A 24,935-nucleotide genomic window follows, 5' to 3' on the forward strand; every position below is an offset into this window, starting at 1 on the left:
GTCTCCGCGACCGTATGCAAAGCTTATTTACCGAAGCGCCTTTGCCTGGTTAACTGTACTTATTATAAAGTGTCAGTCGGATTTGGAATACATGGATTGTGGTGACTATGGCGATAAGACAACCGGTTGTGAGCGTTCTCGGTCACGTTGACCATGGGAAGACCAAGCTTTTGGATAGGATCAGGGGAACATCGGTGCAGGCCCGCGAGGCAGGCGCCATCACGCAGCACATAGGTGCGACCGAAGTCCCCATCGAGCACATCTACAAAGTCTGTAAACAGCTCATCGGGAACAAGAAGTTCGACGTTCCTGGATTGCTTTTCATCGACACCCCAGGCCACCATTCTTTCATCACTCTCCGTGCGAGGGGAGGATCCCTCGCAGATATCGCCGTTCTCGTCATAGACATAAGGGAGGGGCTGATGCCCCAGACCATCGAGTCCATCAGGATCCTCAGGCAGTACAAGACGCCGTTCGTCATCGCCCTCAACAAGATCGACACCATCGAGGGTTGGATCTCCGAGGAGGGAAGGCCGTTCATCCTGTCCGAGAAGCAGCAGCAGGCTCACACGCTGCAGGTATTCAACGACAAGCTGTACACCGTCATCGCGCAGCTCTCCGAGGAGGGCATCTTCGCTGACAGGTACGACAGGATCGACGATTTCACCAAGAACGTGGCGCTCGTCCCCATGTCCGCAAAGGAAGGGGAGGGTGTGCCCGATCTGCTTCTGGTCCTCATAGGATTGGCGCAGCGCTTCCTGGAGTCGAGGCTGGAGAAAGGAGAGGGACCAGGTAAGGGAACAATCCTGGAGATCAAGGAGGAGAAGGGACTGGGGAAGACCCTGGACATGATTCTCTATTCCGGTACGATCAAGAAAGGAGACATGGTCGCCCTGGGTACGAGGGGAGCACCCGTAGTGACCAAGGTCAAGGCGATCCTGAAACCCAAACCACTCGATGAGATCCGCGATCCCAGGGACAGGTTCGATTCCGTCCCCGTGCTGCACGCAGCGGCGGGAGTCAAGATCTCCTGTCAGAACGTCGACGGGGTCATCGCCGGCGCTCCTATGCTAGTCGTGAAGAACGAGAAGGACCCCGCAATCAAATCGCTCCAGGAGGAGTCCACGGTCAAGATCGAGACGACCGAGAACGGTATCTCCATCAAGGCCGATGCGGTAGGTTCCCTGGAAGCTCTGGCGTTCGAGGCCAAGGCCAACAACATCCCCATCCGCAAGTACGGAGTGGGAGAGATCACCAGGAGGGATATAGTGGAGGCCGCCTACGGCGACAAGAAGAACTGTGTCCTCTTGGGATTCAACGCTACATTATCGAAGGATGCGGAGGCCGAGCTGGCCCTGCATCCCGAACTCAAGGTCATCACCAACCAGATCGTCTACAAGCTCATCGAGGATTACGTCGAGTGGGTGGACGAGACCAAGAGGCAGGCCGAGGGAGACAAGAGGGCGGAGTTCTCGTTCCCGGCCAAGTTCAAGATCCTGCCAAACTGCATCTTCCGTGCCAGCAAACCGGCCATCGTCGGCGTAAGGGTACTGGCCGGTAGGATCAGGCCCGGAGAGAACCTCATAGGTCCCGACGGTCGCGACTGCGGAAGGATCAAGTCGATCCATACCGGAGAGGACACCCTGAAGGAAGCCGTACAGGGAGAGGAGGTTGCCGTCGGTATAGAGGGTGTCACCGCGGGCAGGCAGATCAACGAGGAAGATGTCATCTATGTGGACCTCATTGGATCTTCCATAAAACCGCTGAAGGAGATGGACCTCAACGAGGACGAGAAGATGGCCTTGGAAGAGACCATCGCCATCAAGCGCAAGGACGAGCCATTCTGGGGAATGTGAAGTTCTGCTGAAGATCGGGATTTATGTGTCGTTTTTCAACGATATATGTGTCCGATTTAGAGTTTCACAACGGTTAAATATCGATGGATTAAGGTTCATTTTATCGAACTACTATCATTTTTTTCGTTCTTGTTTTCATCGAAAAACAACGATGAGAGTTATAGATGTCACAAGAATTCTAGAATTGATCATCTGGCAAATCTGCATCCAAATTGTTTAAAAAAATTAACTACTCTAACATATTAATACCTACGATTCTTCCTTGTTTGCATTGGAGCATACATCCAATACGTGATAACATGGATAACAAATCAATCGCAGCCATCGCTCTTGTGGCCATCATCGTGGTCGCGGGAGTAGCAGCGTTCCTAATCATGAACGGAGACAACTCGGGAGATGCAGACAACTCTCTCAGTTGTAAGCTCAGGGTTTACGGAAACGCTAACATGGACAATTATCTCGATGAGAAGGATTCCGCATACATCCAGGATATCATCGATGGAAAGACAGTTTGGAACAGAGACACCCACCCTCTTGCTGATGCCAACAATGACGGAGTCATCAACAGCCAGGATGTTACCTTGGTTAAGAAGTTCATTGCTGGAAGCAGTGCTACCATGTACTACTTGGACCAGAACGGAGCAGTCAGGTCTGTGCCCTTCCCGCTCACCGGTGTCCTTGGATCCAACTACGGAATCTGTACCGAGTGGACTACCGGAATCGATATGGCCTACATCCTCGGTCTCGAGGACAGGGTCACCTACATCGCAACCAGTGATGTAGTTCCCTCCAAGCTCGACCCCGCCCTCTACCCCAACGTCGGCAAGATGAAGACCTTCGCAATGAGGAACCCCAGCCTTCCCACTCTGTGGGATGACGGAGTCCGCATCCTTCTCGGAGACCACCCAAGGGGATTCGGCAGCTACTCTGAGGAAGCAGCATCACTCGGATTCACCATCGTGAAGCTCCCCCTCAACCGTTACGTCAGCAACGTCGGACCTCTCGACACCCTGATCACGCTCGGTGTCATGTTCGGAGTACAGGACAACACCAAGTCCTTCATCGAGTTCACCGAGAAATCCTACGCGGAGCTCGAGAAGGCCATCAACAAGTCGAAGACGACCGCGGTATCGTATGTCATCCCCTACATCGCACCCGAGTACGAGTCCTTCTGGATCGACGCACACGGAGCAGGAGCCATGACGACCGCAGATGTCAACCTCATCGATTTGCTGCCTATGATCTCCAAGATCACCACCACCGCAGCCGATGGATTCGACGAGGTCACCATAGACATGGCAGTTGCAGCGAACCCCGATGTGTTCATCTCTGCGATGTACGCCTTCGCGACTGACAAGAGCGTCACCGTCGATCAGTACAAGCAGGCGTTCAAGACCTGGATGGAGTACGGATTCGACAAGTCGACAGCAGGAAATAACGACAAGCTATTCGCAGTGCCCTTCGAGGACTGTTCGCTTCCGATCTATGCAACCGCTTACATCCTGGCATCGATGGTCTGGCCTGACAGCTTCAACGCTGAGACCGGATGGAAGCTCCTGCAGGAGTACTACGACAACTTCACTCACTTTGATGGAGAAGTAAAGAACTCCAAGTTCGCGCCTCTCTCCTACAAGGATCTGTGAGTTGATTTTCAACAGATGCCCTTCGGGGCATCTCCCTTTCTATTGGTGATATATTGAGATTCACAAGCAATATCGACGAAGATGACCTGCTCTCAGTAGCGGTCAAGGATTCCGTTGGTGCCTGGACCGATGATGTCACTGATGATACCAAGTTCGCAGACACATACTCGGCTTACGAGAAGTCCATTAGGAACAAGATATGCATCATAGCAGGTCTGGTTGTTGTTGCCTTTTTCGCCGCGATCTACTCGATCCAGAGCGGACCTTTGGTTGGAGATATGCTGGAGACGATCAGCATTCTGTGGCAGGCTCTCATCGGTGCAGCCGATTACGATGATTCCACTGTTCACTGGACCATGTATGCAACGGCACCTGTGCTCGGTTGCCTTTTCGGAGGAGCCGGTCTCGCTATCTGCGGAGCCATCATGCAGAGCGTTCTGCGTAACCCGATGGCCGACCCGTACACCACAGGTATCTCGTCGGGAGCCTCTTTTGGAGCGGCGATAGCAATCGCCTCAGGATCCGTTCTGCTGACCTATCCAGGTCTGACCGTGTTCCTGGCCTTCCTGTTCTCGATGATCCCCGTGGCGGTGATCCTGCTGATCACCAAGATATCGAACGGATCGCCGATCACGATCGTCATGACTGGAATCGGTATCATGTACGTGTTCAACGCCCTGACAAGCATCATACGTCTCGTTGCGGGAGGTACCGCGATGTCGGCATTGGACAACTGGCTGATGGGAGATGCACAGCTGGTTGGGTGGGGAGACCTGCCCTTGATGGTCATTGTGACCGTAGCGGGAATCGCACTCTCCATGTACCTCGCATCTAGGATCAACGTGCTGTCCACAGGCGATGAGAACGCAAAGGCGATGGGAATCAACGCCGATAAGCTCCGTATCATCTGTCTGATCATCACGGCTGTCGTCAGTGCCGGTATCATCAGTTTCACTGGACTCATCGGATTCGTTGGATTGGTCTGTCCTCACATAGTGAGGATGTTCACCGGTGCCGACAACAAGTTCTTGATCCCGGCATCAGCCGCATTCGGATCTGTGCTGATGGTCGTTGCCCACATGATAGGAAAGCTCATCATCGCACCCACTCTGGTGCCTGTTGGAATAATCATGTCCTGCGTAGGAGGTCCAGTGTTCATCTGGCTCGTCATACGCAAGAACTCCTCGGCGTGGTGATATCATGACAACTATTGAGATCAAGAATGTCGATTTCGGATATGACGAGGAGCACATAGTCCTGCATGACATCAACCTGGACATCAGGGAGCCCGGACTCTACTGCGTCATCGGACCCAATGGAGTCGGTAAATCCACATTGGCCAAGTGCGTCAGCAAGATCGTAAACCCTCTCAAGGGAGAGGTCCTGCTGAATGGAAAGAACATAAAGGAGATGTCTCACCGCCAGGTGGCCGAGGTCGTCGGATACGTTCCTGCGTTCTCACAGGATGTCTTCTCTATGTCTGTGGTCGATACGATCATGGTAGGCCGTCACAACCACAGACGCTGGGGATCCAGGAAGAAGGACATGGAAGTCGTCTACAAGGCGATGAAGATCATGCGCATCATGGATCTTGCACAGCGCAAGTTCAACGAACTTTCGGCTGGACAGCACCAGAAGGTATCCATTGCACGCGGACTTGTCCAGGAGACGGAAGTCCTGATCCTCGATGAGCCCACCGCCAACCTGGATGTCAAATTCCAGGTGTACGTCATGGAATTGCTCAGAGGAGTGGCGGAGAAGCTGGGGATCATCATCCTGACCATCTGTCACGATCTGAACGTCACCGCCAAGTACGCGCACAAGGTCATCATGCTGGAGAGGCCGGGTAAGATCTACGCCTTCGGTACCCCCGAAGAGGTTCTTACCGCCGACAACATCGAAAGGGTCTACGGCATCAAGTGCCGTGTGATCGAAGAGGAGCAGTACAGGGTCCCGTTGGTGATCCTGGGCGAACCCATCATGAACGACGCGATCGATGGAATCTGAATCATAAACAGGGTCTTAGGACCCTCCTTTATCTTTTTGTTAAACGAAACAGCGTTGCATGAGTCGTTCCTAGTTGGGAATCTTTATAAACCATACTTTATTACACGCCTAATACAGGTGTTCAAATGGCAGAATTCAAAGCTGTTGTTAACGACAAGAAAACCGGAAAGTCATACAATGTGGCTGTCTCCGGTCACCACGCGAACTCTCTGATCGGTATCACAATCGGAGAGACAGTCGACGGAGTCTTCTTTGGTCTCCCCGAGTACAAGATTAAGATCACCGGTGGATCCGACTCCAACGGCACACCCATGAGGAAGGACCTTCCCGGAAACAAGAGGCTCAGACTCCTGCTCTCCGACGGAAAGGGATTCCACGAGAGGTACGACGGAGAGAGGAAGAGGACCGCAATCCGCGGTAACGCCATCTCCGCAGAGATCGTCCAGATCAACGCCGTCATCGAAGAGTACGGACCCAAGTCCATCGAGGAGTGTCTCAACCCCGAGGCACCCGCGGAGAACTGATGAAAGTACCAAAGCAGCCCGAGATCAACATCGGGATGATCGGTCACGTCGACCACGGTAAGACAACCCTTACCAAGGCCCTTTCGGGAGAGTGGACTGACCGTCACTCGGAGGAGTTGAAGAGAGGAATCTCCATCCGTCTCGGGTACGCAGACGTAGCGTTCTACAAATGTCCTGAATGTCAGGGTGCAGCGGCATACGGCACCACCAAGAAGTGTAAGAACTGCGGTGCCGAGGCCGAGTACCTCAGGGCGGTGTCCTTCGTTGACGCCCCCGGACACGAGACCCTAATGGCGACCATGCTCTCGGGAGCCGCCCTCATGGACGGAGCCCTGCTGCTGGTGGCGGCTAACGAGAAGTGCCCCCAGCCTCAGACGAAAGAGCATCTGATGGCCCTGTCGATCATCGGTATCGACAAGATCATCATCGTCCAGAACAAGATTGACATCGTCACAAGGGAACAGGCCATCGAGAACTACAAGCAGATCAAGGAGTTCGTCAAAGGGACCATAGCGGAGAACGCCCCCATCATCCCCATCTCGGCCAACCGCGGTGTGAACATCGATATGCTCATCGAGGCTATCGAGGAGCACATCGTAGCGAAGGTCAAGAGGAATGCGAAGGCAACCCCGCTCATGCACGTCGCACGTTCATTCGATATCAACTCCCCCGGAACCAAGCCGGAGGACCTCAAGGGAGGAGTACTGGGAGGAACACTCATCCAGGGAACCCTGAAGGTCGGGGACGATATCGAGATCTCCCCCGGAAGGAAGACAGAGGTGGCTGGAAAGGTCGTCTACGAGAGGATCACCGCCAAGGTGACATCGCTCGAGGCGGGCGGCCGTTCCGTCAAGTCGGTGGTTCCCGGAGGACTCATCGCCATCGGAACGGGTCTCGACGCATCCATCACGAAGTCCGACGGATTGACAGGAAGGGTCATCGGTTCACCCGGTGAGCTTCCCGAGGTCGTCCATGACTTCAAGATGAAGACCACTCTGCTTGACCGTGTGGTGGGTTCATCCGCAGAACTGTCTGTGGAGGACATCAAGAGCAATGAGCCCCTGATGCTCAGCGTAGGTACGGCTACCACTGTGGGAGTCGTCAAGAGCGCCAGGAACGGAGCGGCCGAGGTCGTGCTTAAGATCCCGGTGTGCATCCTGCCCGGCCAGAGGGTCGCAATCTCCAGAAGGATCTCCAACAAGTGGAGACTCATCGGTTACGGTATCGTAGATCAGTGAGATCATGCAGACCGTCGTGCTCGACACAAACGCCTTACTCATGCCTTTTGAGATGAAGATGAACCTCGACCTCGCACTGAGGGATCTCCTCGGCGAGGTCAGGATCGTCGTCCCCGGACCGTTGGTCGGGGAATTGAAGCACATGGACCACAAGTACGCGAAAGCGGCCATAGCTTTGGCCCGCAAGTACGAGATCATCCCTACGGAGTACACCGGGGACAACGCAGTGGTTGAGATGGCCGCCAAGACCGGCGGTTACGTCCTTACCAATGACAAGGAGCTGAGGAGAAGGCTCAGGAAGGAAGGGGTGCCGATAATCATGCTCCGTTCCGGAACGCACCTCGTCATCGATTCGTATCTCGGCGAGGAATGATTCATCCCGAGATCTCTTTTCCGAAGTCCGTGATTATCTCCAGAACGTTCCCGACGAGGATGATGTCCATGAGCTCCCTCGCCCTGTCCGTGGATTCCTGGAGTATCCCGATTATACAAAGATCGCTCCCGAACATGTCCCTCATCATCTGAGCATCCTTGTCCGAGTGCGTGGTCACCGCCACCCTGTGCATCCCGTTGTCGTATGCGACGCATACGCCCTCGATCTGATCCACCTTGGCGGTCTCCGGGTCGAGGACGTTGTCCTCTCCCACGATATCGATAATCTGTTTGTCTGGTTCTGTTGATTCCGAGCCTATGATCCTGGGTCCGATCTCCTTCATTATGGAAGGGTCGGTGACGACGGACGTCCCGCTGCCTTCGAGGCAGACTATAGCAACCTCTATCCTCTTCTCCTCAAGGGACTTCGATAGGATCGCAGGGACATCCGTCGGCATCCTGATCACTCGATTACTTCGACCGATACGAGCTTGACAGGTTCAAGAGGCCTGTCCATCCTGTCGGTCTGGACCTTGCTGATCTTGTCGGCGACGTCCATTCCCTCGAGCACGGTTCCGAACACGGGATGTGCCGAAGGTGTCCTGGGGTCCTCCTTGTCGAGGTAGGTGTTGTCGACGACGTTGATGAAGAACTGGCTGCCTCCGCTGTGGGGCCTTCCGGTGTTGGCCATCGAGATGGTTCCCCTGATGTTGGAGTGTCCGGTTCCGAACTCGTCCTCGATGGTGTATCCGGGTCCGCCCATTCCGGTTCCCTGGGGGTCTCCTCCCTGAATCATGAATCCCTCGATGACCCTGTGGAAGATGGTGCCGTCGTAGAAGCCGTCCTTAGAGAGCTTGACGAAGTTGCCTGTGGTGATGGGCATGTCGTCGTGCATTTTGATCTTGATGTCACCCATTGAGGTGTGCATAATCACTGTGGTCATGTGTGGTGGATAGGCTTCATATGAAAAAAACTTGGGTAGCGAAGACTCGATTATATACGCTGAAACCCTCGATAGATACGGTGGGAACATGAAGGTCCTGTTGATCAACGGAAGCCCTCACGAGAAGGGTTGCACATACACATCACTGAAGGAAGTCGCGGATACGCTGGAACAGAACGGCATCTCCACCGAGATCCATTGGATCGGCAAGGGGGACATTCCCGGATGCAGAAGCTGCGGATACTGCAGGTCCAAAGGACGTTGCGTCATCGAGGATGATGTAAACGCCATCGGAGCGAGGATCGATGAATTCGACGGCTTCGTTTTCGGCGCACCGGTCTTCTATTCCGGGCCTGCGGCGCAGATCACCGCATGGATGGACCGTTTCTTCTATTCCTACTCATCGAAGCTGGGAGGCAAGGCTGCAGCATCCGTCGTCAACGCCCGCAGGGGAGGCAACTCAGCATCATTCGAGAGGCTCAACCAGTACTATCTCATCAGCGGGATGATCGTTCCCGGATCCCAGTATTGGAACATGACCCATGGTTTGGCACCGGAGGACGTCTCCAAGGACGGCGAGGGGCTTCAGACCATGAGGGCTCTGGGAAGGAACATGGCATGGATCCTGAAATGCATCGATGCAGGCAAGGAGAAAGGACTATCGTTCCCTGAGCTGGAGCCCAGGATAGCTACCCATTTCGTAATGCCCAAGGAATGAGGTTCACTCCTCGGATTCGCTGCACACGAGCCTGTAGGATTCCGCATTGATCATAGGGATGTTGATCAGGTACAGCAGCCACGATTTCAGCGGCGGCGTGTCCGTGAACGGAGGGGTGTAGAACTTCCTCACAGATGGGAGGAACATGATGATCTCCGCGATGATGATGGGGACCGCCACGAGTTCCGGGCTCATTATGAAGCCTGAATAGATTATACCCTGAAGGTCCAGCACGCTCAGCAGCCAATTCGATATGAAAAGAAGGATAGATGAGCGGACGACCGATCTCCATGACTGAGGTCTTGCCGAGGGCACTCCGAGGATCGCCCTGACCACCAGAACGGACATGCCCAGCATGAACAGGATGGACACGAAGTTGATGATCATCCTCCACACCGTGCTCTCGACAGGGGACACTATCGAAGTGAAGTTGATCAGGTAACGGAAAAGGACCAGGGTTAGCATGAGCTCTCCCACTATTAACACCCTGGGCATCTTCTTGCGCGCCCGGCTCCTGGTCGGTTTAACGTACTCTGACATTTGGGGGGCAAACAGTTTATTAGTAAATACAGTTAGCGGGGCATGGGCAGTCCTAGCGCAGACAAGTTCCTCACCTGCGTTCTCAAGCGTTCCGAGAATGACGCCATCGTACGTGTCGGAGCGCTCATTCTGATAATGCTCGTCGTCCCTGTGATGGCAGTGCTGCTGACCTTGGATGCACTTTGGATCTTCAATACGTATTTCGCCGATCCTACCGAGGTCATAGAGTTGCCCAACTTCATCCTCGACCACATGGACGATTTCGTCGGAGCCCACATGATGGAGTACACCATCGGAACGTTCATACTGTTCTTCCTGATGAAGGCCTTCTACGACCACTGCAAGCGCGACCATATGTGGATGGATGCGCTCATAGGATATGCGGAGGAGAACGGCCGCGATGCCTCCAAACTGAAGAGCATCAAGGAAGAGATGAAGATCGGAAGGGCGGACCGCATCTACAAGGTATATGGGGTATGGTTCGTGTTCGTCGGTCTGTGTTGTGTATTCCAGGCCCTCTTCATCAGCATGAGGGACCTTCAGCCCCACACGGCTGTAGCGGTCATCAACGCGCTGATATTCGTGATGATCGTCCAGCTATCCTATACCACCGGTTTCCTGATCTACTTCATCAACATCTACGACGAGGTCCAGGTCAGGTTCACGGAGGAGTATCAATCGCTGATGTCGGATCTGCTTCCGGATCTGGGGGTCATGGTCGACAACATCAAGGAGATCAAGATGGTCCCGTACATGGTCATCACCATCTTCACCCTGGGGCTGCTGTCCCTGTTCAGCATGTTCTGGGCCGTCCATACCCTTAATATCCACATCAAGAACCAGTGGGATTACGAGGAGAAGCTCATGCGTATAATCGTCAAGAGGGAGAAGGCCATCCGTGTCGAGGTCGTCGAGGACACAGACGACAGCCTCAAGGGATTGGCCAGACGTATGATGAGGTCTTAATCCTCGCGTTTTCCTTTTATCGACAGAAGGATGAACATCCATTCCAGCTCGGCCTTGCTGACGTTCCCGCCGCATGACATGAGGGCGTAGGTGACGCCTTCCCATTTGACCCTGTCGCCGGAATCATTGAACCCGTTCCTCTCATAGAATCTGATCCTGGAGAGCCGCTGATCGTTATTGTCTGCCCTTGGATCGAGAGCCTCCGTGTTGAGGGCGAACCTGCTGCCTGGATGCATCTCCTTGATCATGGAGAGGACGGCCGTGCCATATCCCCGGTTCCTGAGTCCCGGTACGATGGCTAGGTAGTAGATGTATACGAGATTGTGGCGGAATATCCTGTAGAGGATGCCTACCCTGTCGTCACCATCCAGAATGACGCTGAACTCTCCCAGGTCGGTTCCGGACACCTTCATGATGGACTCTATCTTATCCCGTTCCGGCTCAGGGAACGACGAGTAATAGAGGTCTACAGCGAACGTATAGTCCTCGGAATCGGGCTCTACACGTCTCAACGACAGCTGCATGTCAATCGGCAAAATCGGAGAACTCGGATCCCCAGTCCACCCTCTCCCTGAGGCAGTAGGTCCTGGTGCCTATGAACTCCGCGATGCGCTCCCTTACGTCCTCGGTTAGACCCTCGGTGTCCGAGGGATCGAATGAGCGGACTGCGACCAGGAGGTTGCATCCTTTGAGGTTCGATTCCGCGTATTCGGCGGCAGAGCCGTCCGATCCCACCAGGACGAACGGTCTTCCGCTGTTCTCCTTGAAGTAGGAATCGAGGTCGGATCCGGACGATACGAAGACGTTGGTGAGTCCTTCCATGGCATTCCTCAGCATGTCCTCCTCGCGGTCTTCCATCTTGGGACCGATGTAAACGCAATCCATGGATTTGCTGTTGGGCATGCTATCACTCCTCGAAGAGCTTGATACATCTCTCAAGCTCGTCGGGTATCTTTATGTTCTGGGGGCAGACCTCCTCGCACTTACCGCATTTCAGGCAGTCCTGGGCAGGCTTGCTGCCCTGACCCTGGACAAGCCATTGGAGCTGTCCCTTGGAGAATTCCGTCAGACCGTATTGTATGACCTGGTTGGAGGCCTCGAACGTCCCCGAGATGCCTATGTTCGCAGGGCAGACCTTTGCGCAGTAGTTGCATGACGTGCACTGGATTATCGGATATGATTTCAGGGCGGCCGAGGCATCCTCTATGGTCTTCCTCTGTCCGTCGGTGAGTCCTTCGAATCCCTTCATGTAAGAGAGATTGTCCTTCATCTGGTCGACATCCGACATCCCAGACAGGACCGTGAGCACACCTTCCCTGTCAGCGCAGAATCTGACCGCCCATGATGCGCAGCTCCTGTCGGGCTCTGCGGTCTTCAGGATGTCCTCGACTTTCTTCGGGGGCTTGGCCAGCAGACCTCCTTTGACAGGCTCCATGACGATGACCGGCTTGCCGTACTTCCTGGCAAGCTCAAGGTTCTTCCTTGATTGGACGGAGTCGCTCTCCCAGTCAGCATAGTTGATCTGGAGCTGCACGAACTCCATCTCCGGATGTGCCTCGAGCAGGGGCTCCAGCGCATCTGCCGTGGAATGGAACGAGAATCCTATGTGCTTCACCTTCCCCTGTTTCTTCAGGTCGATGACGAAATTCCACATGTCGAAGTCGTCGAAGGGCTTGATCCTGGCGTTGCCGAGGTTATGCAAGAGATAGAAGTCGATGTAGTCGGTGCCCAGGCGTTCGAGGGATGTCTCGAACTGTGCAAGCGCTTCCTCCTTGGTCTTCACCCTCCAGGCGGCGTTCTTCGTCGCAAGGTAGTAGCTGTCGCGGGGATACCTCTCCACCAGGGCCTTCCTCGTGGCCTCCTCGCTGCCAGGATACGCCCACGCTGTGTCGAAGTAGTTGAAACCGGCCTCCATGTAGAGGTCGACCATCTCCTTTACCTGTTCGATATCGATCTCCTCGCCCTTGCGGGGGAGGCGCATGAGTCCGAATCCAAGCTTGCCTATCTTCTCGTCGATCATCTCTGCACCAATGGCTGTTACCGCGGTGCGGATATTAGGTTATCGCGGGGGATTCACAGGTGTTGAGCGTCTTCGTCGAAGTGCTCGATCATGTACGCCACCGTCAAGGCGCACTGATGGGCGATCAACATCCTGAACTCCTCGTATTCCTCCGGACTGTCCCCGTTTGTAGTGTCGGATACAGCTCTGATAATGACGAAGGGGACGTTGCAGAGATAACATACCTGTGCTACAGCACCGCCTTCCATCTCGCAGCAGAGCCCGCCCCATTCAGCGTTCAAAGCGGCCTTCTGCTCGGGTGTGCTGATGAACTGGTCGCCGGTGCAGATCCTGCCCTCCATGACTGTGGCGCCGACGTGTTGCGATATGGCCCATACGGCTTTCTCCCTCAGTGCATCGTCCGCCTTGAAGGTATACAGCCCGGTGTAGGGGATTTCCCCTTTCACGAATCCGATGGGTTCGACGTCGAAATCATGCTGCACGGCATCGACTGAGACGACAAAATCGCCGATGTTCAGCCTGCTGTCCAAGGATCCAGACACGCCTGTGTTGATGACGTGTTTGACGTTGAATTTTGAGATTAGCGTCTGGGCACAGATCCCCGCATTGACCTTCCCCATACCGCATTGCACGACGACGATGTCCTGACCGTAGAGCCTGCCCACGCAGAAGTCCATGCTGGCGATCTCTTCGGTGTAATCGATGTCCATGGCATCTTTAAGAGCGGCCACTTCTTCTTCCATGGCTCCGATGATCCCGATCCTATCGGGTTCGTTCCCGCCGTTGCTGTTCTCGTATACGAAGGCACAGGCCAGCACAGCGATGACTGTCACGGCGATTATTGCGAGGAGTTCCTTGGTCTGCATGGTCCTTTCACCTGTTTAGCATGTTAAATCATGTCTTTAGTTTTATCTTCGGATCATTCCTGATTTTCCGTCTTCTTCGAAGCGTATTCCCTGACGTACAGCACAGTCGCGGCGACGGTGACGAAGGCCGCGATCATCAGCGATACGGTGTAATCCAGGCTAAATCCCTGTCCCGAGTGCATGATGAACGATGTAACCGTCATCGTCATGAAGATGGCCGGCAACGCGGTTATCAGTGAATACATTCTGTTGGCGTTGGTCCTCAGCAGGAACACGGTGGCGGTCCACAGGACTATGCAGGCTAGGGTCTGATTCAACCATGAGAAGTACTGCCAAAGTATGCTGAAGTCCAGAAGGCATAGGCCCACGATGAAGAACGAGAGGATAATCGTCAGGCTGAGGGTGGCCTTCACATTGTCGGAATGGATCTGCCTGTCGTCCTGAATCATCAGTCTTGCGGATCTCATCGCGGTGTCGCCCGATGTTATGGGGCATATGATCACTCCGATGATCGCCAGTATGCCCCCGATCGGTCCAGCTACGCTCATGGAGATCTCGTAGACTACTCCTGCGGATCCTCCAGCTGCGAGAGCATCGGTCAGTCCGCCGGTATCGCCGTAGAACGTGAGTCCGGCGGTGGCCCATATCAACGCTACAACCGACTCGACGCACATCGCTCCGTAGAAGATCATGCGTCCGTCCTTCTCTCTCGTGGTGCACCTGGCGATCATGGGCGATTGGGTGGCATGGAATCCGGATATCGCTCCGCAGGCCACGGTGATAAACATGTCCGGGTAGTACTCGGCACCGGTGGGATGGAGGTTCTCCAGGGTGATCCCGGGGAAGGTGTATCCCTGCACCGCCAGACCGATGATGATGGCCGCGGCCATGACGAGCAGGAGCGTTCCGAACAGGGGGTAGATCTTCCCGATGAGCTTGTCTATGGGGAGGACAGTGGAGGCCATGAAGTAGATCAGGATGACGGCCATCCATATGAACATGGGGACCCCGGTGATGTGGACCAGCAGGTCGCTGGCGCTCCTTGCGAACGTTGCGGAGACCATCACCATGAGGAACACGATGAGGATGAGTATCGGGTATCTGGTCCTCTCTCCCAGGTACCTCTTGATGAGCCCGGTGACGGATGCGCCTCCGTTGCGCATCGACATCATGCCGGTCATGTAGTCGTGAACCGCGCCTCCGAAGATCGTTCCGAAGATGATCCAAAGGAAGACGATGGGCCCCCATTTGGCTCCCATCAGGGCACCGAATATGGGTCCAGTACCGGCGATGTTCAGGAATTGTATGAGGAGGTTCTTGTGCCTCTTCATCGGGACATAGTCGATCCCGTCCCTCATGGATATCGCCGGAGGCGGTTCCTTGTAAGGGAGGATCGCTTTCTCGGCCAGCCTGCTGTAGAAGAGGTAACCCGAAAGAAGGGCGGCTATTCCGAGGATCAGAACCAACATCGGAGAGTGTCATCTCTGAGTCGCTTAAAATCGTGTTGATGTCGGGACGACATAATAGGACAATCTAGCAGAACGGACAGCTTACCAGCTGTTCAGGTATTTGATTTAAAGTAGGAACAAGTATCCTCCAATATGAAATCATCATACATAGCGCTGATAGTCGTTGTGGTGTTGATTCTTGTAGGGATGGGAGCCTACTTCGCATACTCTGCAGAGAACCCTGACGACGTTCGTACAGATTTGAAAGTTGGAGACAGCACGACAGTGGAAATCTACTATTCTGGTGAGGTCACGAAGACCCACGAAGCAGATATCACAGACATACTGGATTCTTACCTATACGCAAACCCGGCCTCCGAAGGCGAGATCACCGGAACAGACACCGTGGAATACAAAGGAACGTTGATCGCATGTGACCTTTACGAGGCTGTGGTGAACGGTTTCCAGTACAAGGCATGGGTGGAGCCCGTGTCCGGCATCGTATACCTGTGGGAGATGTTGGATGAGGACACTCCTATAATTCAGCAGCTCCTTGACACAAACTTCGACCTTACGAAGACGATCGAGGAGCAGACAGTGGCCGACGGTTCGTTCATCAAGTATCATATCGATGATATCATCGGAGCAACAGACCGTACATACACCGTTTCCGAGATAACCGAGGATTCATGCAAGATCACCTCTACGTACTACGTAGAGGCGGACATCGAGAGTGTTTACACGATCGAGTCCATTGACGGAGACACTCTTACCATGACCGACGGCACCACCATGACGCAGGCCGCCTTTATCGCACTGGTTTCCCACTTCGCTTATGAGAAGAACCTCAGGGATTCTGGTTTCAAACCAGTATACGGAGAGAAGCATACAGCGGAGATCGAGACCGCATTCGGCACCAAAGAGGTCACCGTTCAGGACGTCGAATGCACGTATGAGTCTGGTGTGAAGTCAACCATCACGATGTACTACGACGACAAAGGCATCATCTATAAGCTGGAGGAGGAGAGTGAAGGATCGCCCATCATCACCACCGACCTCAAAGCATCGACTTTGATCGAGGCCTGAAATTCTTTTCAACGGCCCCTGCGGGGGCCATAAAGTTTCCAAAACCCATTTTTGTTTGTGAAATAGAATTTATGTACTCATAAACTGAACTTCATATGGATCGTTCCTTCTCTATGGCAACAGGGGCAGCCATCAGCGATCTTGAATCCCATATTGCGGAACAATTCTGTCAGCGTTCCGTTTCTATCGATGGAATGGATCGTCACGGAATCCTTTCCCTGAAAGATGGCCATTGCCACTATCGATTTCAGCATGGGCTCGATGGTGTCCTCATTATCAGGAAATGTATGGATCATGTTGATCCTGAACGATGGGTCCTTGTCGAACATCACGATCCCCACAGGAGCCCCATCCTTCACCGCCAGCACAGATGCAGACCCTTTGCTGTTGAATCTCATATCCGTATGATTGTCGGCTTTCGAAAAATCATCTAACAGACCATCCACCCAATCAGGATGATTCCCGCCTTCGAATACCTTGATCATTCGCCCACCGTAACAACAGAACGAAGTGGATTAATCTCTTTTTAAGCATAAGCGCTGTGGAATCCGTTATTTTTACCATTGAGCAAAATTGTAAAATTATAATTCATCTTAACTATTTTGTTGGTAGAGTCTTCCATGCCGAAAATCGGGAACACCAAAGAGATCCTGGCCGATTCCCTCTGCAATCTGGCCGAAACCAAACCGGTGAACGACATCACCGTTCTGGACATCGTGAGCAATTGCGGTCTGACGGCCCCCACATTCTACAACCATTTCAGGAACAAGTACGATCTGATCGTTTGGTATTATACGAGGCTATGGAGCAGCGTATTGGACAAGACCGGTAAGGAAGGATATGTGTGGCGCGATGCCGTTCATGACGGTTTGAGGATGTAGGCCGAGAACCGGAAGGTCATGATCAATCTTCTCGACTACACGGACGGGAAAAAAAGCATAGTAGAGCGCATGAAGGAGGTCAATGTAGAGTTGACACTTTCAGAGATACGGAAGAACACTTCCAAGGACCAGACCCTGCCCCCGGACACAGACGAACTGGTCAGGTTCTACTGTTACGGGACGTTCGAATATGTGCATTATATGCTGAAGCGTGACGATTTCGATCCTGATCATGTCGCGGATATCTGCGAGTACGGGCTCCCATACGTCCTGAGATTGTTCCTTTACAATTAACTTTACAAAATATAGAATATGTATAATAAATGGGCCTGATTACGATATTCTTTAAATAAGCTCCAAATGACTTTTGTGCAAATCAAGGAGTTTTTTTCAATGTCCGATAAAGAGAAGTTGATATCTGATATGCAGTTCATTGTGACCCATCTTTCCCAGCAGGCAGATGGACACGCCATCCAGTCGAGGATATTCGCATCCATGGGCCTTGCGAAACTGGAAGCAAAGTACGCAGAGCATGCGGAGGAGGAGAGGGGCTATGTCATCCAGCTTGTGGACCGCATCCTCGACCTCGGAGGAGATGTCAAGCTGGAAGCGAAGCCCGCGGCACCTATGACTAAGGATCCCGTCGAGTGGGTGAAGTACGATCTGAAAGTATCCATCGACGGACTCAACCTTCTAAAGAAGATGCTGGACGAGGCCAAGGACGATTACACGACCTTCGACATCCTCAAAGACTACTACAAGGATGAGGAAGAGGACATGTATTGGGGAGAGCAGCAGCTCGAGCTGATAGAATGCATCGGGGTTCAGAACTGGATCCTCCAGCAGATCTGAGGTGGGATCATGGGAGATCGCGAGATAATACTCGAAGCCATGAAGAAGGCAGGCGAACCCCTCAACGCAGGAAAGGTCGCCGAACTGACCGGCCTCGACAGGAAGGCGGTCGACAAGGCCTTCGCAGAGATGAAGAAGGACGGGACCATCGTTTCACCGGTCAGGTGCAAATGGGAACCTGCCAAGAAGTGAAGGATATCGATGTTCGTCAAGGCAGTGAAGCTATATGAGAAGGGCTTCATGACACAGCCCTTCGCCATGGGCGGAGAGGACGGGATGGAGGCATTCGATGCCTCCGTCAGGTACAGGTCGTCACTTCAGAACTATCTGATCGATACGGGAGACGAGGTCATACTCGTCGATACCGGAATGCCCCTGGAGACACCGGACGCGGTCCCTGATGAGAACACCATAATCTACATGGGTTCGCGCATCAAGGATTACGTATCCGCACTGAAGGATATCGGATATGAGCCGGAGCAGGTCACGCGCATACTTATCACACACAAGCATGACGATCACTCCGGTGAGATCAGGAGCTTCCCCAACGCAAAGGTGTATATCGCCCCTGAGGACGCCGATGCGCTGGGCCTCCAGGGGGACAACATCATCCGTGTGGACTACGATGACGGCCCGTACCATAACTTCCCCGCATGCAAGAAGATCACAGACGGGGTCTACTTCGTGGAGGCCAAGGGCCATACCAAAGGCAACAGCATCGTCATCGTCGAGGACGGTGACGAGTACTACATGATCCATGGCGACATAACTTACACCGACGAGGCCCTCTACGCCAACAAGCTGTCGGTGGTGTTCGAGGATCTGGAGGCCTCAAGGAGGACCTTGGACAACGTGGTGGAGTTCATTAGCAACAATAAGACCATCTACCTGTCCACCCACACCCCTCTCGGCCCTGAGAATCTGGAGAACCACTACGTGATCGATCTGGCCAACCCGCCCGAGACCATACCCGTTGGGGAAATCGTGATCAAGACGGCCACCGGGAAGTACATCTGCACCGTATGCGGTTATGTGTACGATCCCGCGGTCGGCGACCCCAGCAGGGACATCCCTCCCGGAACGCCGTTCGAGGATCTTCCAGATGATTGGCGCTGTCCGAGATGCAAGGCCGTTAAAACGAAATTCAACAAAGCATGAGGGGGACTCGGGCCGCTCGGGTGGCCTTTCCCCTTCGGATTTTTATCAGAAAAAGGTAAACTTCAACTTCATTTTCTTATCGAATGAGAGATTTCATCGATGTAATAGATTTTCTCGAGAAAATCTGGATGAAGAAGTGGCGGGCCTGAAGGGATATGAAACCTGCCCGTTCCAGATACCTTCTTGAAAAAGTCTATCAAGCCCGATTTTGGCTTGAATAGGACGTTTCGAGTCCCTGGCGAAAACTTATTTGACATCGATTCCAAAATCACTCGAACCCTTAGAGGGACGTCCGAAGATCACCCTTTCTGATGTCCTCAGGAACATCCCTGTCATCAAGCGCCGTGCGAAGGAGTCCGGCTGTTGGCCCTTCGACACTGATGAATTTATAATCAAGCTGCTCAAAGGGGAAATGTCATTGGACGATCCTCTCCTTCAGGCGATACTTCTTGATTGGATTGAGAGTGAGGACTATAACAAATTTCTTAATCTCGAGACAGGCGAGTTCATATACGCCAAATCCGCCAAGAGGGGCAATGTGGTTTATGCGACGAGGAAGACCAAGAAGAGGGATGCCCTGAAGAATGCCATAGAGGGCAAGGTCTTCGATTACCCTGTCAAGGGATTCCGCAACAGGAGGATGACGAGGCTACTGCTATGTACGGTCAACTTCGATAGATCCCTGTTCACCTGCGAGGAGGCCTGGGCGGCTCTACGTTCCACCCCCATCGAAGGCCTCGACTACACATACAACGTCATAAACAAATTGAACGCCAACATCAGCAAGATTTTCGGCAAGCATGGTACGCTGACCTCGAAAGAGGCGCAGTCATCAGGCTATCCGGCACCGCATCTGATCTTCATCCTCGATGAACCCGTCATGGTGCAGCGTCATGTGGGGAGGGACGGGAAGGTCTCCTGGAGGATCTGCGACCAGAGGATACTGGACAGGATCGGCAAAGGGCCCCTTATGAGGAAGCTCAGCAAGACGGATTATCGCAAGGCCATCCAGATGAACCCTGTGTGGAAGCACGGTTTCATCGATTTCGAGGGAATAGCCTCCGAGGAAGGGTCCAGATCAGGAAGGGATGCGATAACGTATCCGTTCAAGTATCTGGTCAAGTGCCTCACGCAGGACGGTTCCCATTCTATCAGGGATATACCGGACATCAATTCCGTGAAGGACAAGGACATGCGCACCATACTCTTCACGCATCTCGGTAACAAATGCTTCAGGACCAGGGATGTGTCGTTCGGCAAGGGTTTCAAGGACCGTATCGGCATGCTCCCGGAGGAGAAGCCCGACGAACCCAGCCAATGGAAGCGCATCAGGACCCTGACGGGCTACGAATACGATTTCATCAAGGCCGTCGAAGAACAGAGGGCGATCATCAAGCTTAGGTGCACCATCAGGTAGCAGAACGGTGCCCCCGCACGACAGGAGGTCGCATGAGCGGGTATCCGTTCTCGGACGGCATCGACGATTACGTCGGATCATTGAATGCGACGGAAGCATCCAAGGATTCCGCCAGACGTCGCCTCGGCAATATCGGGAGGGTGTTCCATCAGCTGAAGACGGAGCACAAGATCCCCTCGGACAACCCTTCCAGGATATCCGTGGACGGTGTCAGGGCATTCATCGAAAGACGCAGATCCGATGGAGTGTCGGCCAGCACTGTCAGGAGGGACCTCCAGTATCTCGACGGTTATCTAGCCTTCCACGACAACGATGCAGCGGAGATAATCCTCACGGAGGAGTCGGATCGTTCCAAGGATTCATCGAAAGCGGCATTGGACAGGATCCTCAGGATCATCTCTGGACCCGACAAGCTTCCCAACGACCTGCTCAGAGCCTTCTCTTTCGTGATACTAGTCATAGTCCTCGGTACGACCCCCGACCGTATCCGCAGATCTGTTCTGGTCCATGGTCTGGCCAGCCAGAGCATCATGGATTACAATCTGGAATTCATAGGCGCTGACAACATATTGCATAACATCAAGCTGGATTTCAGGAGATTGCCTATAATCGAGAGATACCTCAAGGATCTGGTCTACAGGAATCAGCTGACAACAAGAACACCTATGTTCCCTTCCAAGGATCCTCTTTTCAGATTCATAGGTCCAGATGATATGCACAGGCTCAAACAGATAGTCCAGAAACATATCGGTATAGAATTCGATTATCGCATCTGTCAGCGTCTGTTCAGGGAGAGGGAGTCATCCGACGATCCGGAGTACCATGAACAATCTCTGGGGAACCATGTGCCCGACATCCACTACTCCTATCCTAAGAAAGGGGTACTCGGAAGGATCAGGGGCATCTTTTGATTCCCGTTCGCACACGGTTAGTATCATCTTAATCGGTAGCCGCGCCCAGCGCACCCTGCTCGACGGCCCTCGGGCCGTGAGCGGGGGCGCGGGCCAGCCGTAAGGGTGGTTCTGATGAATATGTAAAATGGAGGGTCGGGCGCCGTAGGCCCTGCCGAGGCGCCGGCCCGACCCGGGACGAATCACGCGAGCGAAGCGAAGCGGGATTCGGACCACGACTTGATAGAGATAACCTGAGTTAAAACCTGACTATGGCCTCTGACAACGAAATGAAAGATAAAATGAAAAGAAAGTCGTCTATCTCTGATCCCAATTATCACCAATCAGTTGCGAGAGAATTGTTCAATTCGCCATCCTTTTGAATCCGATATCCACACCATATTTTTCTTTCAATACCCATCTGAGGCCTGTGTTTATCATGCCGTTAGACATATTGTTTGCATCCTCCAGAGTTATGATGTTGCTGGCTAGACAGTTCAAGAACATATGTACAAGGCCTGATATAATAACGGACAGGGTCTCTGTGGTCTGCGTACTGGGCTCATCCATATCTATCTGAAGGTCATTGAACAGCATATTCTCGATATAGGAACGATATCTCAAAGAGAACTCTGGATCCTTATATTCCATGACCAATGGAATCAGATATCTTTCATTCTCAATGAACAGCTCCTGGAAGCGCGGTATGAACGATTGGAAATCACGATTCTCATTGTTACTGGTCTCGAATAGGTCGCGGATTAGATCCATCTGTTTTTGTTTTATGGAGTCCAGAACCTCATCGATGTAATTGTAGTAATAGTAGAATGTGGAGCGTGTGATGCCTGCATTTCTGCAGACGTCTTCTACGGTCACTCTCTTTTTCTCCTCCGAGGTGTAGAGCTCCCAGAACGATTCCTGAATGCTCACCATTGTTCTGTTCCTTGCCGCTTCGTAGATTCCCATTTGTTATTCTCCAATTTCTTACATAATGATTGATTTCGTAGTATTTTATTTAAACTGAATGATATTATATTAAATATTAAACAAAAAATTGAATTCCGAGGTCATAAAAATGGCACTTAAGAATCTATTTGGAACGGATTCCCCTTCATCGGCTTGCGGCAGTGCATGCGGTTCAGGGGACAAGAAGAGATCCTCTGCGTGCGGAAGTGCTTGTGGCTCGGGCGACAAGAAGAGATCTTCCGCCTGTGGCAGCGCATGCGGTTCAGGGGACAAGAAATGAATTAAACGGCCCTCTGAATATGGGGGCCACTTTCCGATATCATGGATTATTTCGCTTTCCAATTGCACATCACCGAAGCCTGTGATCAGCGTTGCAAACATTGCTATATCTACGCTCTAGGCAGCCATGCTGAATTCAGGGAGATGTCTCTGAAGGATATGAGGACGGTGCTGGATAATATCAAAGAGTTCTGCAGGAAGGCCAACCGCCTTCCCTACCTGTATATAACCGGCGGAGATCCGATACTCCACCCCGATTTCTGGTCATTGGCGGAAATTCTGAGGTCCGAAGAGATTCGCTTTGCGATATTGGGCAACCCGTTCCATCTGACCGAGGATGTATGCAGGAGACTGAAAGATTGCGGTTGTTGCAAGTATCAGCTCTCCCTCGATGGTTTGAAAGAGACACATGATGAAATCAGACAGCCCGGCTCATATGATTCCACGATGGATGCAATACCGCTTCTGAAGAGAGCGGGGATAGATGTCGCCATCATGACCACGGTCTCCAAATGGAATGTGAAAGAGATCCCTGAACTCATCGATGAGGTTGTAAAGAACAAGGCCGACATCTTTGCCTTTGCCCGCTACTGTCCTTCGTTGATGGATAGGGATACAACTTGCGATCCCTTGGAATACCGGGATATGATGGATAAGTGCTGGAAGAAGTTCGAGCAGTACAAGGATTCGGATACATATTTCAATCTGAAGGATCACCTCTGGACCTTGTACAGGTATGAAATCGGGGATTTCGATCCCAAAGAGTTCCCTGATGACGAATATGTCTATGACGGATGCAACTGCGGCAATTCCCACCTCACCATCCTGTCCGATGGTGCCGTATATGCATGCAGGAGGATGGAGAGCAAGGTTGGTAACGCATTGACAGATGACCTATATGATCTGTTCACTGGACCCAAAATGGATGTATACAGAGTGTATGAGAATTTTGAGAAATGCTCCAAGTGCGAGTTACTCCGTTTCTGCAGAGGCTGTCCGGCCGTTGCCAAGGGATATCATGGGAACATGTATGCGGCCGATCCCCAATGCTGGAAGGTGATTCGGATCGATGAGGGCAGTTAAGATAGACAGGATAACCCCGGCTGACGATGTGTCGCTGACGGAAGTTCCGATACCTTCTGTACGTTCGGGATGGGTTCTGGTCAAGGTCAAGGCTTTCGGGATGAACCATTCCGAGAAGATCCTGAGATTGGGGGAGATCGAAGCCGATTACATTTCCAGACCTGTGATCCCTGGTATCGAGTGCGTAGGCGAGGTAGAGGATCCTTCTGATACCGCTCTGAAGAAAGGGGACAAGGTCATCGCGATGATGGGCGGAATGGGACGCAACTTCGATGGCAGCTATGCAGAGTATGCATTGCTCCCGATACACCACATCTTCAAAGTGGAGACGGACCTTCCGTGGGACGAATTAGCTTCTATCCCCGAAACATATCTTACCGCATGGGGATCTTTGTTCGATTGTCTGCAGCTGAAGAAAGGAGAGACCTTACTGATCCGCGGAGCGACCTGCGCTTTAGGATACGCAGCAATCGATATTGCGAAAGCATTGGGGTGCAAGATCATAGGGACGACCCATCGTGAAAGCAAACTCGGGCTTCTGAAAGGAATCGACGAAGCGGTCCTAGATGACGGAGATCTGTCTGGTAAAGGCCTGATGGTTGACAAGGTCTTGGACCTTGTGGGCCCCAAGAGTATTCTGGACTCATTACGTACGGTGAAGAAGGGGGGCATTGTCTGCGATACGGGAATTCTCGGTGGTGTTTTCGAAATGAACGGTTTTGATCCCATCAAAGATATCCCCAACGGGGTTTATCTCACCGGGTATTTCAGCAACTATCCCGCCCAGGATATGGTGGATAGTATCTTCCGGTTCATTCGTGATTACGATCTTCACCCGACATACGCGGCGCGTTTTGATTTTGAGGATATCCGTGATGCCTGCAAAACATTGGACGAGGGCAGAACGAACGGAAAGATCGTCGTCGTCGTGAAATGATCGAAGCTTGTCGTATAGCTGATGTCGGATAATCATCTTCCAGTGCTTTCTGAAGTCATTATCGGAGGCCGTTAATGAGGGTCAGAGTATGCACCTTTCTACCGCGATTCGACCATACGATGTCAAGAAAAACTTTCGACCCGTTGTTCAGCCGTTGATATGACAGTATGCATCGTTCTGAATCGGCGGAATGAGGTTTCTTGTATGCGTTCAGGTGCGCCTGAGTTTCTGGACTTATCGGATTC

At 52.7% G+C, this 24,935-nt stretch carries 30 protein-coding genes; 20 read left to right on the top strand and 10 right to left on the bottom strand.

The window, feature by feature from the left end:
- The first annotated feature begins 107 nt into the window (after positions 1-107).
- The 7 genes from infB to PED39_03185 all read left to right on the top strand — a co-directional run bounded on the left by infB (position 108) and on the right by PED39_03185 (position 7,641).
- Positions 108-1,856 (top strand): translation initiation factor IF-2, encoded by a 1,749-nt coding sequence (gene infB, locus PED39_03155; GenBank protein WII08214.1) that lies wholly within the window; start codon positions 108-110, stop codon positions 1,854-1,856.
- A gap of 299 nt (positions 1,857-2,155) precedes the next feature.
- Positions 2,156-3,499: a hypothetical protein gene (locus PED39_03160; GenBank protein WII08215.1), complete on the top strand. Its 1,344-nt coding sequence runs from the start codon at positions 2,156-2,158 to the stop codon at positions 3,497-3,499.
- A gap of 53 nt (positions 3,500-3,552) precedes the next feature.
- The gene (locus PED39_03165) at positions 3,553-4,695 is read left to right on the top strand and encodes an iron ABC transporter permease (protein ID WII08216.1); all 1,143 of its coding nucleotides are present in this window, start codon (positions 3,553-3,555) and stop codon (positions 4,693-4,695) included.
- 4 nt (positions 4,696-4,699) lie between these two features.
- Positions 4,700-5,506: an ABC transporter ATP-binding protein gene (locus PED39_03170; GenBank protein WII08217.1), complete on the top strand. Its 807-nt coding sequence runs from the start codon at positions 4,700-4,702 to the stop codon at positions 5,504-5,506.
- A 125-nt stretch (positions 5,507-5,631) separates the two neighbouring features.
- Positions 5,632-6,030: a 30S ribosomal protein S6e gene (locus tag PED39_03175; protein ID WII08218.1), complete on the top strand. Its 399-nt coding sequence runs from the start codon at positions 5,632-5,634 to the stop codon at positions 6,028-6,030.
- Positions 6,030-7,268, top strand: coding sequence for a translation initiation factor IF-2 subunit gamma (locus PED39_03180; protein WII08219.1), 1,239 nt, complete (start codon positions 6,030-6,032; stop codon positions 7,266-7,268). Before PED39_03175 ends, PED39_03180 begins: the two co-directional genes overlap by 1 nt.
- 4 nt (positions 7,269-7,272) lie before the next feature.
- Positions 7,273-7,641 (top strand): twitching motility protein PilT, encoded by a 369-nt coding sequence (locus tag PED39_03185; GenBank protein ID WII08220.1) that lies wholly within the window; start codon positions 7,273-7,275, stop codon positions 7,639-7,641.
- 1 nt (position 7,642) lies between these two features.
- Here PED39_03185 and PED39_03190 read toward each other — a convergent pair whose 3' ends face one another.
- Together PED39_03190 and PED39_03195 are read right to left on the bottom strand one after the other, a co-directional pair.
- Positions 7,643-8,098 carry a DUF2099 family protein gene (locus PED39_03190; GenBank protein ID WII08221.1) on the bottom strand — a complete coding sequence of 152 codons (456 nt, stop codon included), beginning with the start codon at positions 8,096-8,098 and terminating at the stop codon, positions 7,643-7,645.
- A 5-nt stretch (positions 8,099-8,103) separates the two neighbouring features.
- Positions 8,104-8,583 carry a peptidylprolyl isomerase gene (locus PED39_03195; GenBank protein WII08222.1) on the bottom strand — a complete coding sequence of 160 codons (480 nt, stop codon included), beginning with the start codon at positions 8,581-8,583 and terminating at the stop codon, positions 8,104-8,106.
- Positions 8,584-8,671: 88 nt separating this feature from the next.
- Between PED39_03195 and PED39_03200 the strand changes: the two genes are divergently transcribed.
- Positions 8,672-9,301: a flavodoxin family protein gene (locus PED39_03200; protein WII08223.1), complete on the top strand. Its 630-nt coding sequence runs from the start codon at positions 8,672-8,674 to the stop codon at positions 9,299-9,301.
- A gap of 3 nt (positions 9,302-9,304) precedes the next feature.
- On the opposite strand, the gene PED39_03205 is transcribed toward PED39_03200, so the two are convergent.
- A complete protein-coding gene (locus tag PED39_03205) occupies positions 9,305-9,841 on the bottom strand; it encodes a hypothetical protein (protein WII08224.1) in 537 nt (178 codons plus the stop codon).
- Positions 9,842-9,883: 42 nt separating this feature from the next.
- On the opposite strand from PED39_03205, the gene PED39_03210 reads away from it, so the two are divergent.
- Complete coding sequence (locus PED39_03210; protein ID WII08225.1) at positions 9,884-10,807, top strand: hypothetical protein; 924 nt, start codon at positions 9,884-9,886, stop codon at positions 10,805-10,807.
- Here PED39_03210 and PED39_03215 read toward each other — a convergent pair.
- Genes PED39_03215 through PED39_03235 form a run of 5 tightly spaced genes read right to left on the bottom strand, consistent with a single transcriptional unit; the run spans position 10,804 to position 15,162 of the window.
- Positions 10,804-11,331 (bottom strand): GNAT family N-acetyltransferase, encoded by a 528-nt coding sequence (locus PED39_03215; protein WII08226.1) that lies wholly within the window; start codon positions 11,329-11,331, stop codon positions 10,804-10,806. The two genes, PED39_03210 and PED39_03215, sit on opposite strands and share 4 nt — an antisense overlap.
- A 1-nt stretch (position 11,332) precedes the next feature.
- Entirely contained in the window at positions 11,333-11,710 is a 378-nt protein-coding gene (locus PED39_03220) for a hypothetical protein (GenBank protein ID WII08227.1), read from the bottom strand.
- A gap of 4 nt (positions 11,711-11,714) precedes the next feature.
- Positions 11,715-12,827, bottom strand: a complete 1,113-nt coding sequence (locus PED39_03225) for an aldo/keto reductase (protein ID WII08228.1) — start codon at positions 12,825-12,827, stop codon at positions 11,715-11,717.
- 53 nt (positions 12,828-12,880) lie between these two features.
- Positions 12,881-13,693, bottom strand: coding sequence for a 5'-methylthioadenosine/adenosylhomocysteine nucleosidase (locus tag PED39_03230; protein WII08229.1), 813 nt, complete (start codon positions 13,691-13,693; stop codon positions 12,881-12,883).
- A 53-nt stretch (positions 13,694-13,746) separates the two neighbouring features.
- Complete coding sequence (locus tag PED39_03235) at positions 13,747-15,162, bottom strand: hypothetical protein (GenBank protein ID WII08230.1); 1,416 nt, start codon at positions 15,160-15,162, stop codon at positions 13,747-13,749.
- Between the two features lie 132 nt (positions 15,163-15,294).
- Between PED39_03235 and PED39_03240 the strand changes: the two genes are divergently transcribed.
- Positions 15,295-16,227, top strand: a complete 933-nt coding sequence (locus tag PED39_03240) for a hypothetical protein (protein ID WII08231.1) — start codon at positions 15,295-15,297, stop codon at positions 16,225-16,227.
- 77 nt (positions 16,228-16,304) lie between these two features.
- Here PED39_03240 and PED39_03245 read toward each other — a convergent pair whose 3' ends face one another.
- On the bottom strand, positions 16,305-16,712 hold the full coding sequence (locus tag PED39_03245) for a hypothetical protein (protein WII08232.1): 408 nt from the start codon (positions 16,710-16,712) through the stop codon (positions 16,305-16,307).
- A gap of 135 nt (positions 16,713-16,847) precedes the next feature.
- Between PED39_03245 and PED39_03250 the strand changes: the two genes are divergently transcribed.
- From PED39_03250 to PED39_03280, 7 genes are all read left to right on the top strand, one after another.
- The gene (locus tag PED39_03250) at positions 16,848-17,108 is read left to right on the top strand and encodes a TetR family transcriptional regulator (protein WII08233.1); all 261 of its coding nucleotides are present in this window, start codon (positions 16,848-16,850) and stop codon (positions 17,106-17,108) included.
- Positions 17,109-17,126: 18 nt separating this feature from the next.
- Positions 17,127-17,402: a hypothetical protein gene (locus PED39_03255; protein ID WII08234.1), complete on the top strand. Its 276-nt coding sequence runs from the start codon at positions 17,127-17,129 to the stop codon at positions 17,400-17,402.
- A 99-nt stretch (positions 17,403-17,501) separates the two neighbouring features.
- Positions 17,502-17,960, top strand: a complete 459-nt coding sequence (locus PED39_03260; GenBank protein WII08235.1) for a ferritin-like domain-containing protein — start codon at positions 17,502-17,504, stop codon at positions 17,958-17,960.
- 9 nt (positions 17,961-17,969) lie between these two features.
- Positions 17,970-18,152 (top strand): transcriptional regulator, encoded by a 183-nt coding sequence (locus PED39_03265; GenBank protein WII08236.1) that lies wholly within the window; start codon positions 17,970-17,972, stop codon positions 18,150-18,152.
- Positions 18,153-18,161: 9 nt separating this feature from the next.
- Complete coding sequence (locus PED39_03270) at positions 18,162-19,118, top strand: rubredoxin (protein ID WII08237.1); 957 nt, start codon at positions 18,162-18,164, stop codon at positions 19,116-19,118.
- Positions 19,119-19,368: 250 nt separating this feature from the next.
- Positions 19,369-20,535 carry a hypothetical protein gene (locus PED39_03275; protein ID WII08238.1) on the top strand — a complete coding sequence of 389 codons (1,167 nt, stop codon included), beginning with the start codon at positions 19,369-19,371 and terminating at the stop codon, positions 20,533-20,535.
- Between the two features lie 32 nt (positions 20,536-20,567).
- On the top strand, positions 20,568-21,446 hold the full coding sequence (locus tag PED39_03280) for a hypothetical protein (protein ID WII08239.1): 879 nt from the start codon (positions 20,568-20,570) through the stop codon (positions 21,444-21,446).
- A 342-nt stretch (positions 21,447-21,788) separates the two neighbouring features.
- Here the strand turns inward: PED39_03280 and PED39_03285 are convergent, their stop codons facing one another.
- Positions 21,789-22,391, bottom strand: coding sequence for a TetR/AcrR family transcriptional regulator (locus tag PED39_03285; GenBank protein ID WII08240.1), 603 nt, complete (start codon positions 22,389-22,391; stop codon positions 21,789-21,791).
- A 109-nt stretch (positions 22,392-22,500) separates the two neighbouring features.
- Between PED39_03285 and PED39_03290 the strand changes: the two genes are divergently transcribed.
- From PED39_03290 to PED39_03300, 3 genes are read left to right on the top strand one after another with little or no spacing between them, the layout of a single operon-like run.
- On the top strand, positions 22,501-22,671 hold the full coding sequence (locus PED39_03290) for a hypothetical protein (GenBank protein WII08241.1): 171 nt from the start codon (positions 22,501-22,503) through the stop codon (positions 22,669-22,671).
- Positions 22,672-22,712: 41 nt separating this feature from the next.
- Positions 22,713-23,753 carry a radical SAM/SPASM domain protein, ACGX system gene (gene acgM, locus PED39_03295; protein ID WII08242.1) on the top strand — a complete coding sequence of 347 codons (1,041 nt, stop codon included), beginning with the start codon at positions 22,713-22,715 and terminating at the stop codon, positions 23,751-23,753.
- Positions 23,740-24,690 carry a zinc-binding dehydrogenase gene (locus tag PED39_03300; protein WII08243.1) on the top strand — a complete coding sequence of 317 codons (951 nt, stop codon included), beginning with the start codon at positions 23,740-23,742 and terminating at the stop codon, positions 24,688-24,690. Before acgM ends, PED39_03300 begins: the two co-directional genes overlap by 14 nt.
- Positions 24,691-24,935: the final 245 nt, after the last annotated feature.

This window comes from Methanomassiliicoccales archaeon LGM-RCC1, assembly GCA_030168575.1.
Lineage (GTDB): Archaea > Thermoplasmatota > Thermoplasmata > Methanomassiliicoccales > Methanomethylophilaceae > Methanoprimaticola.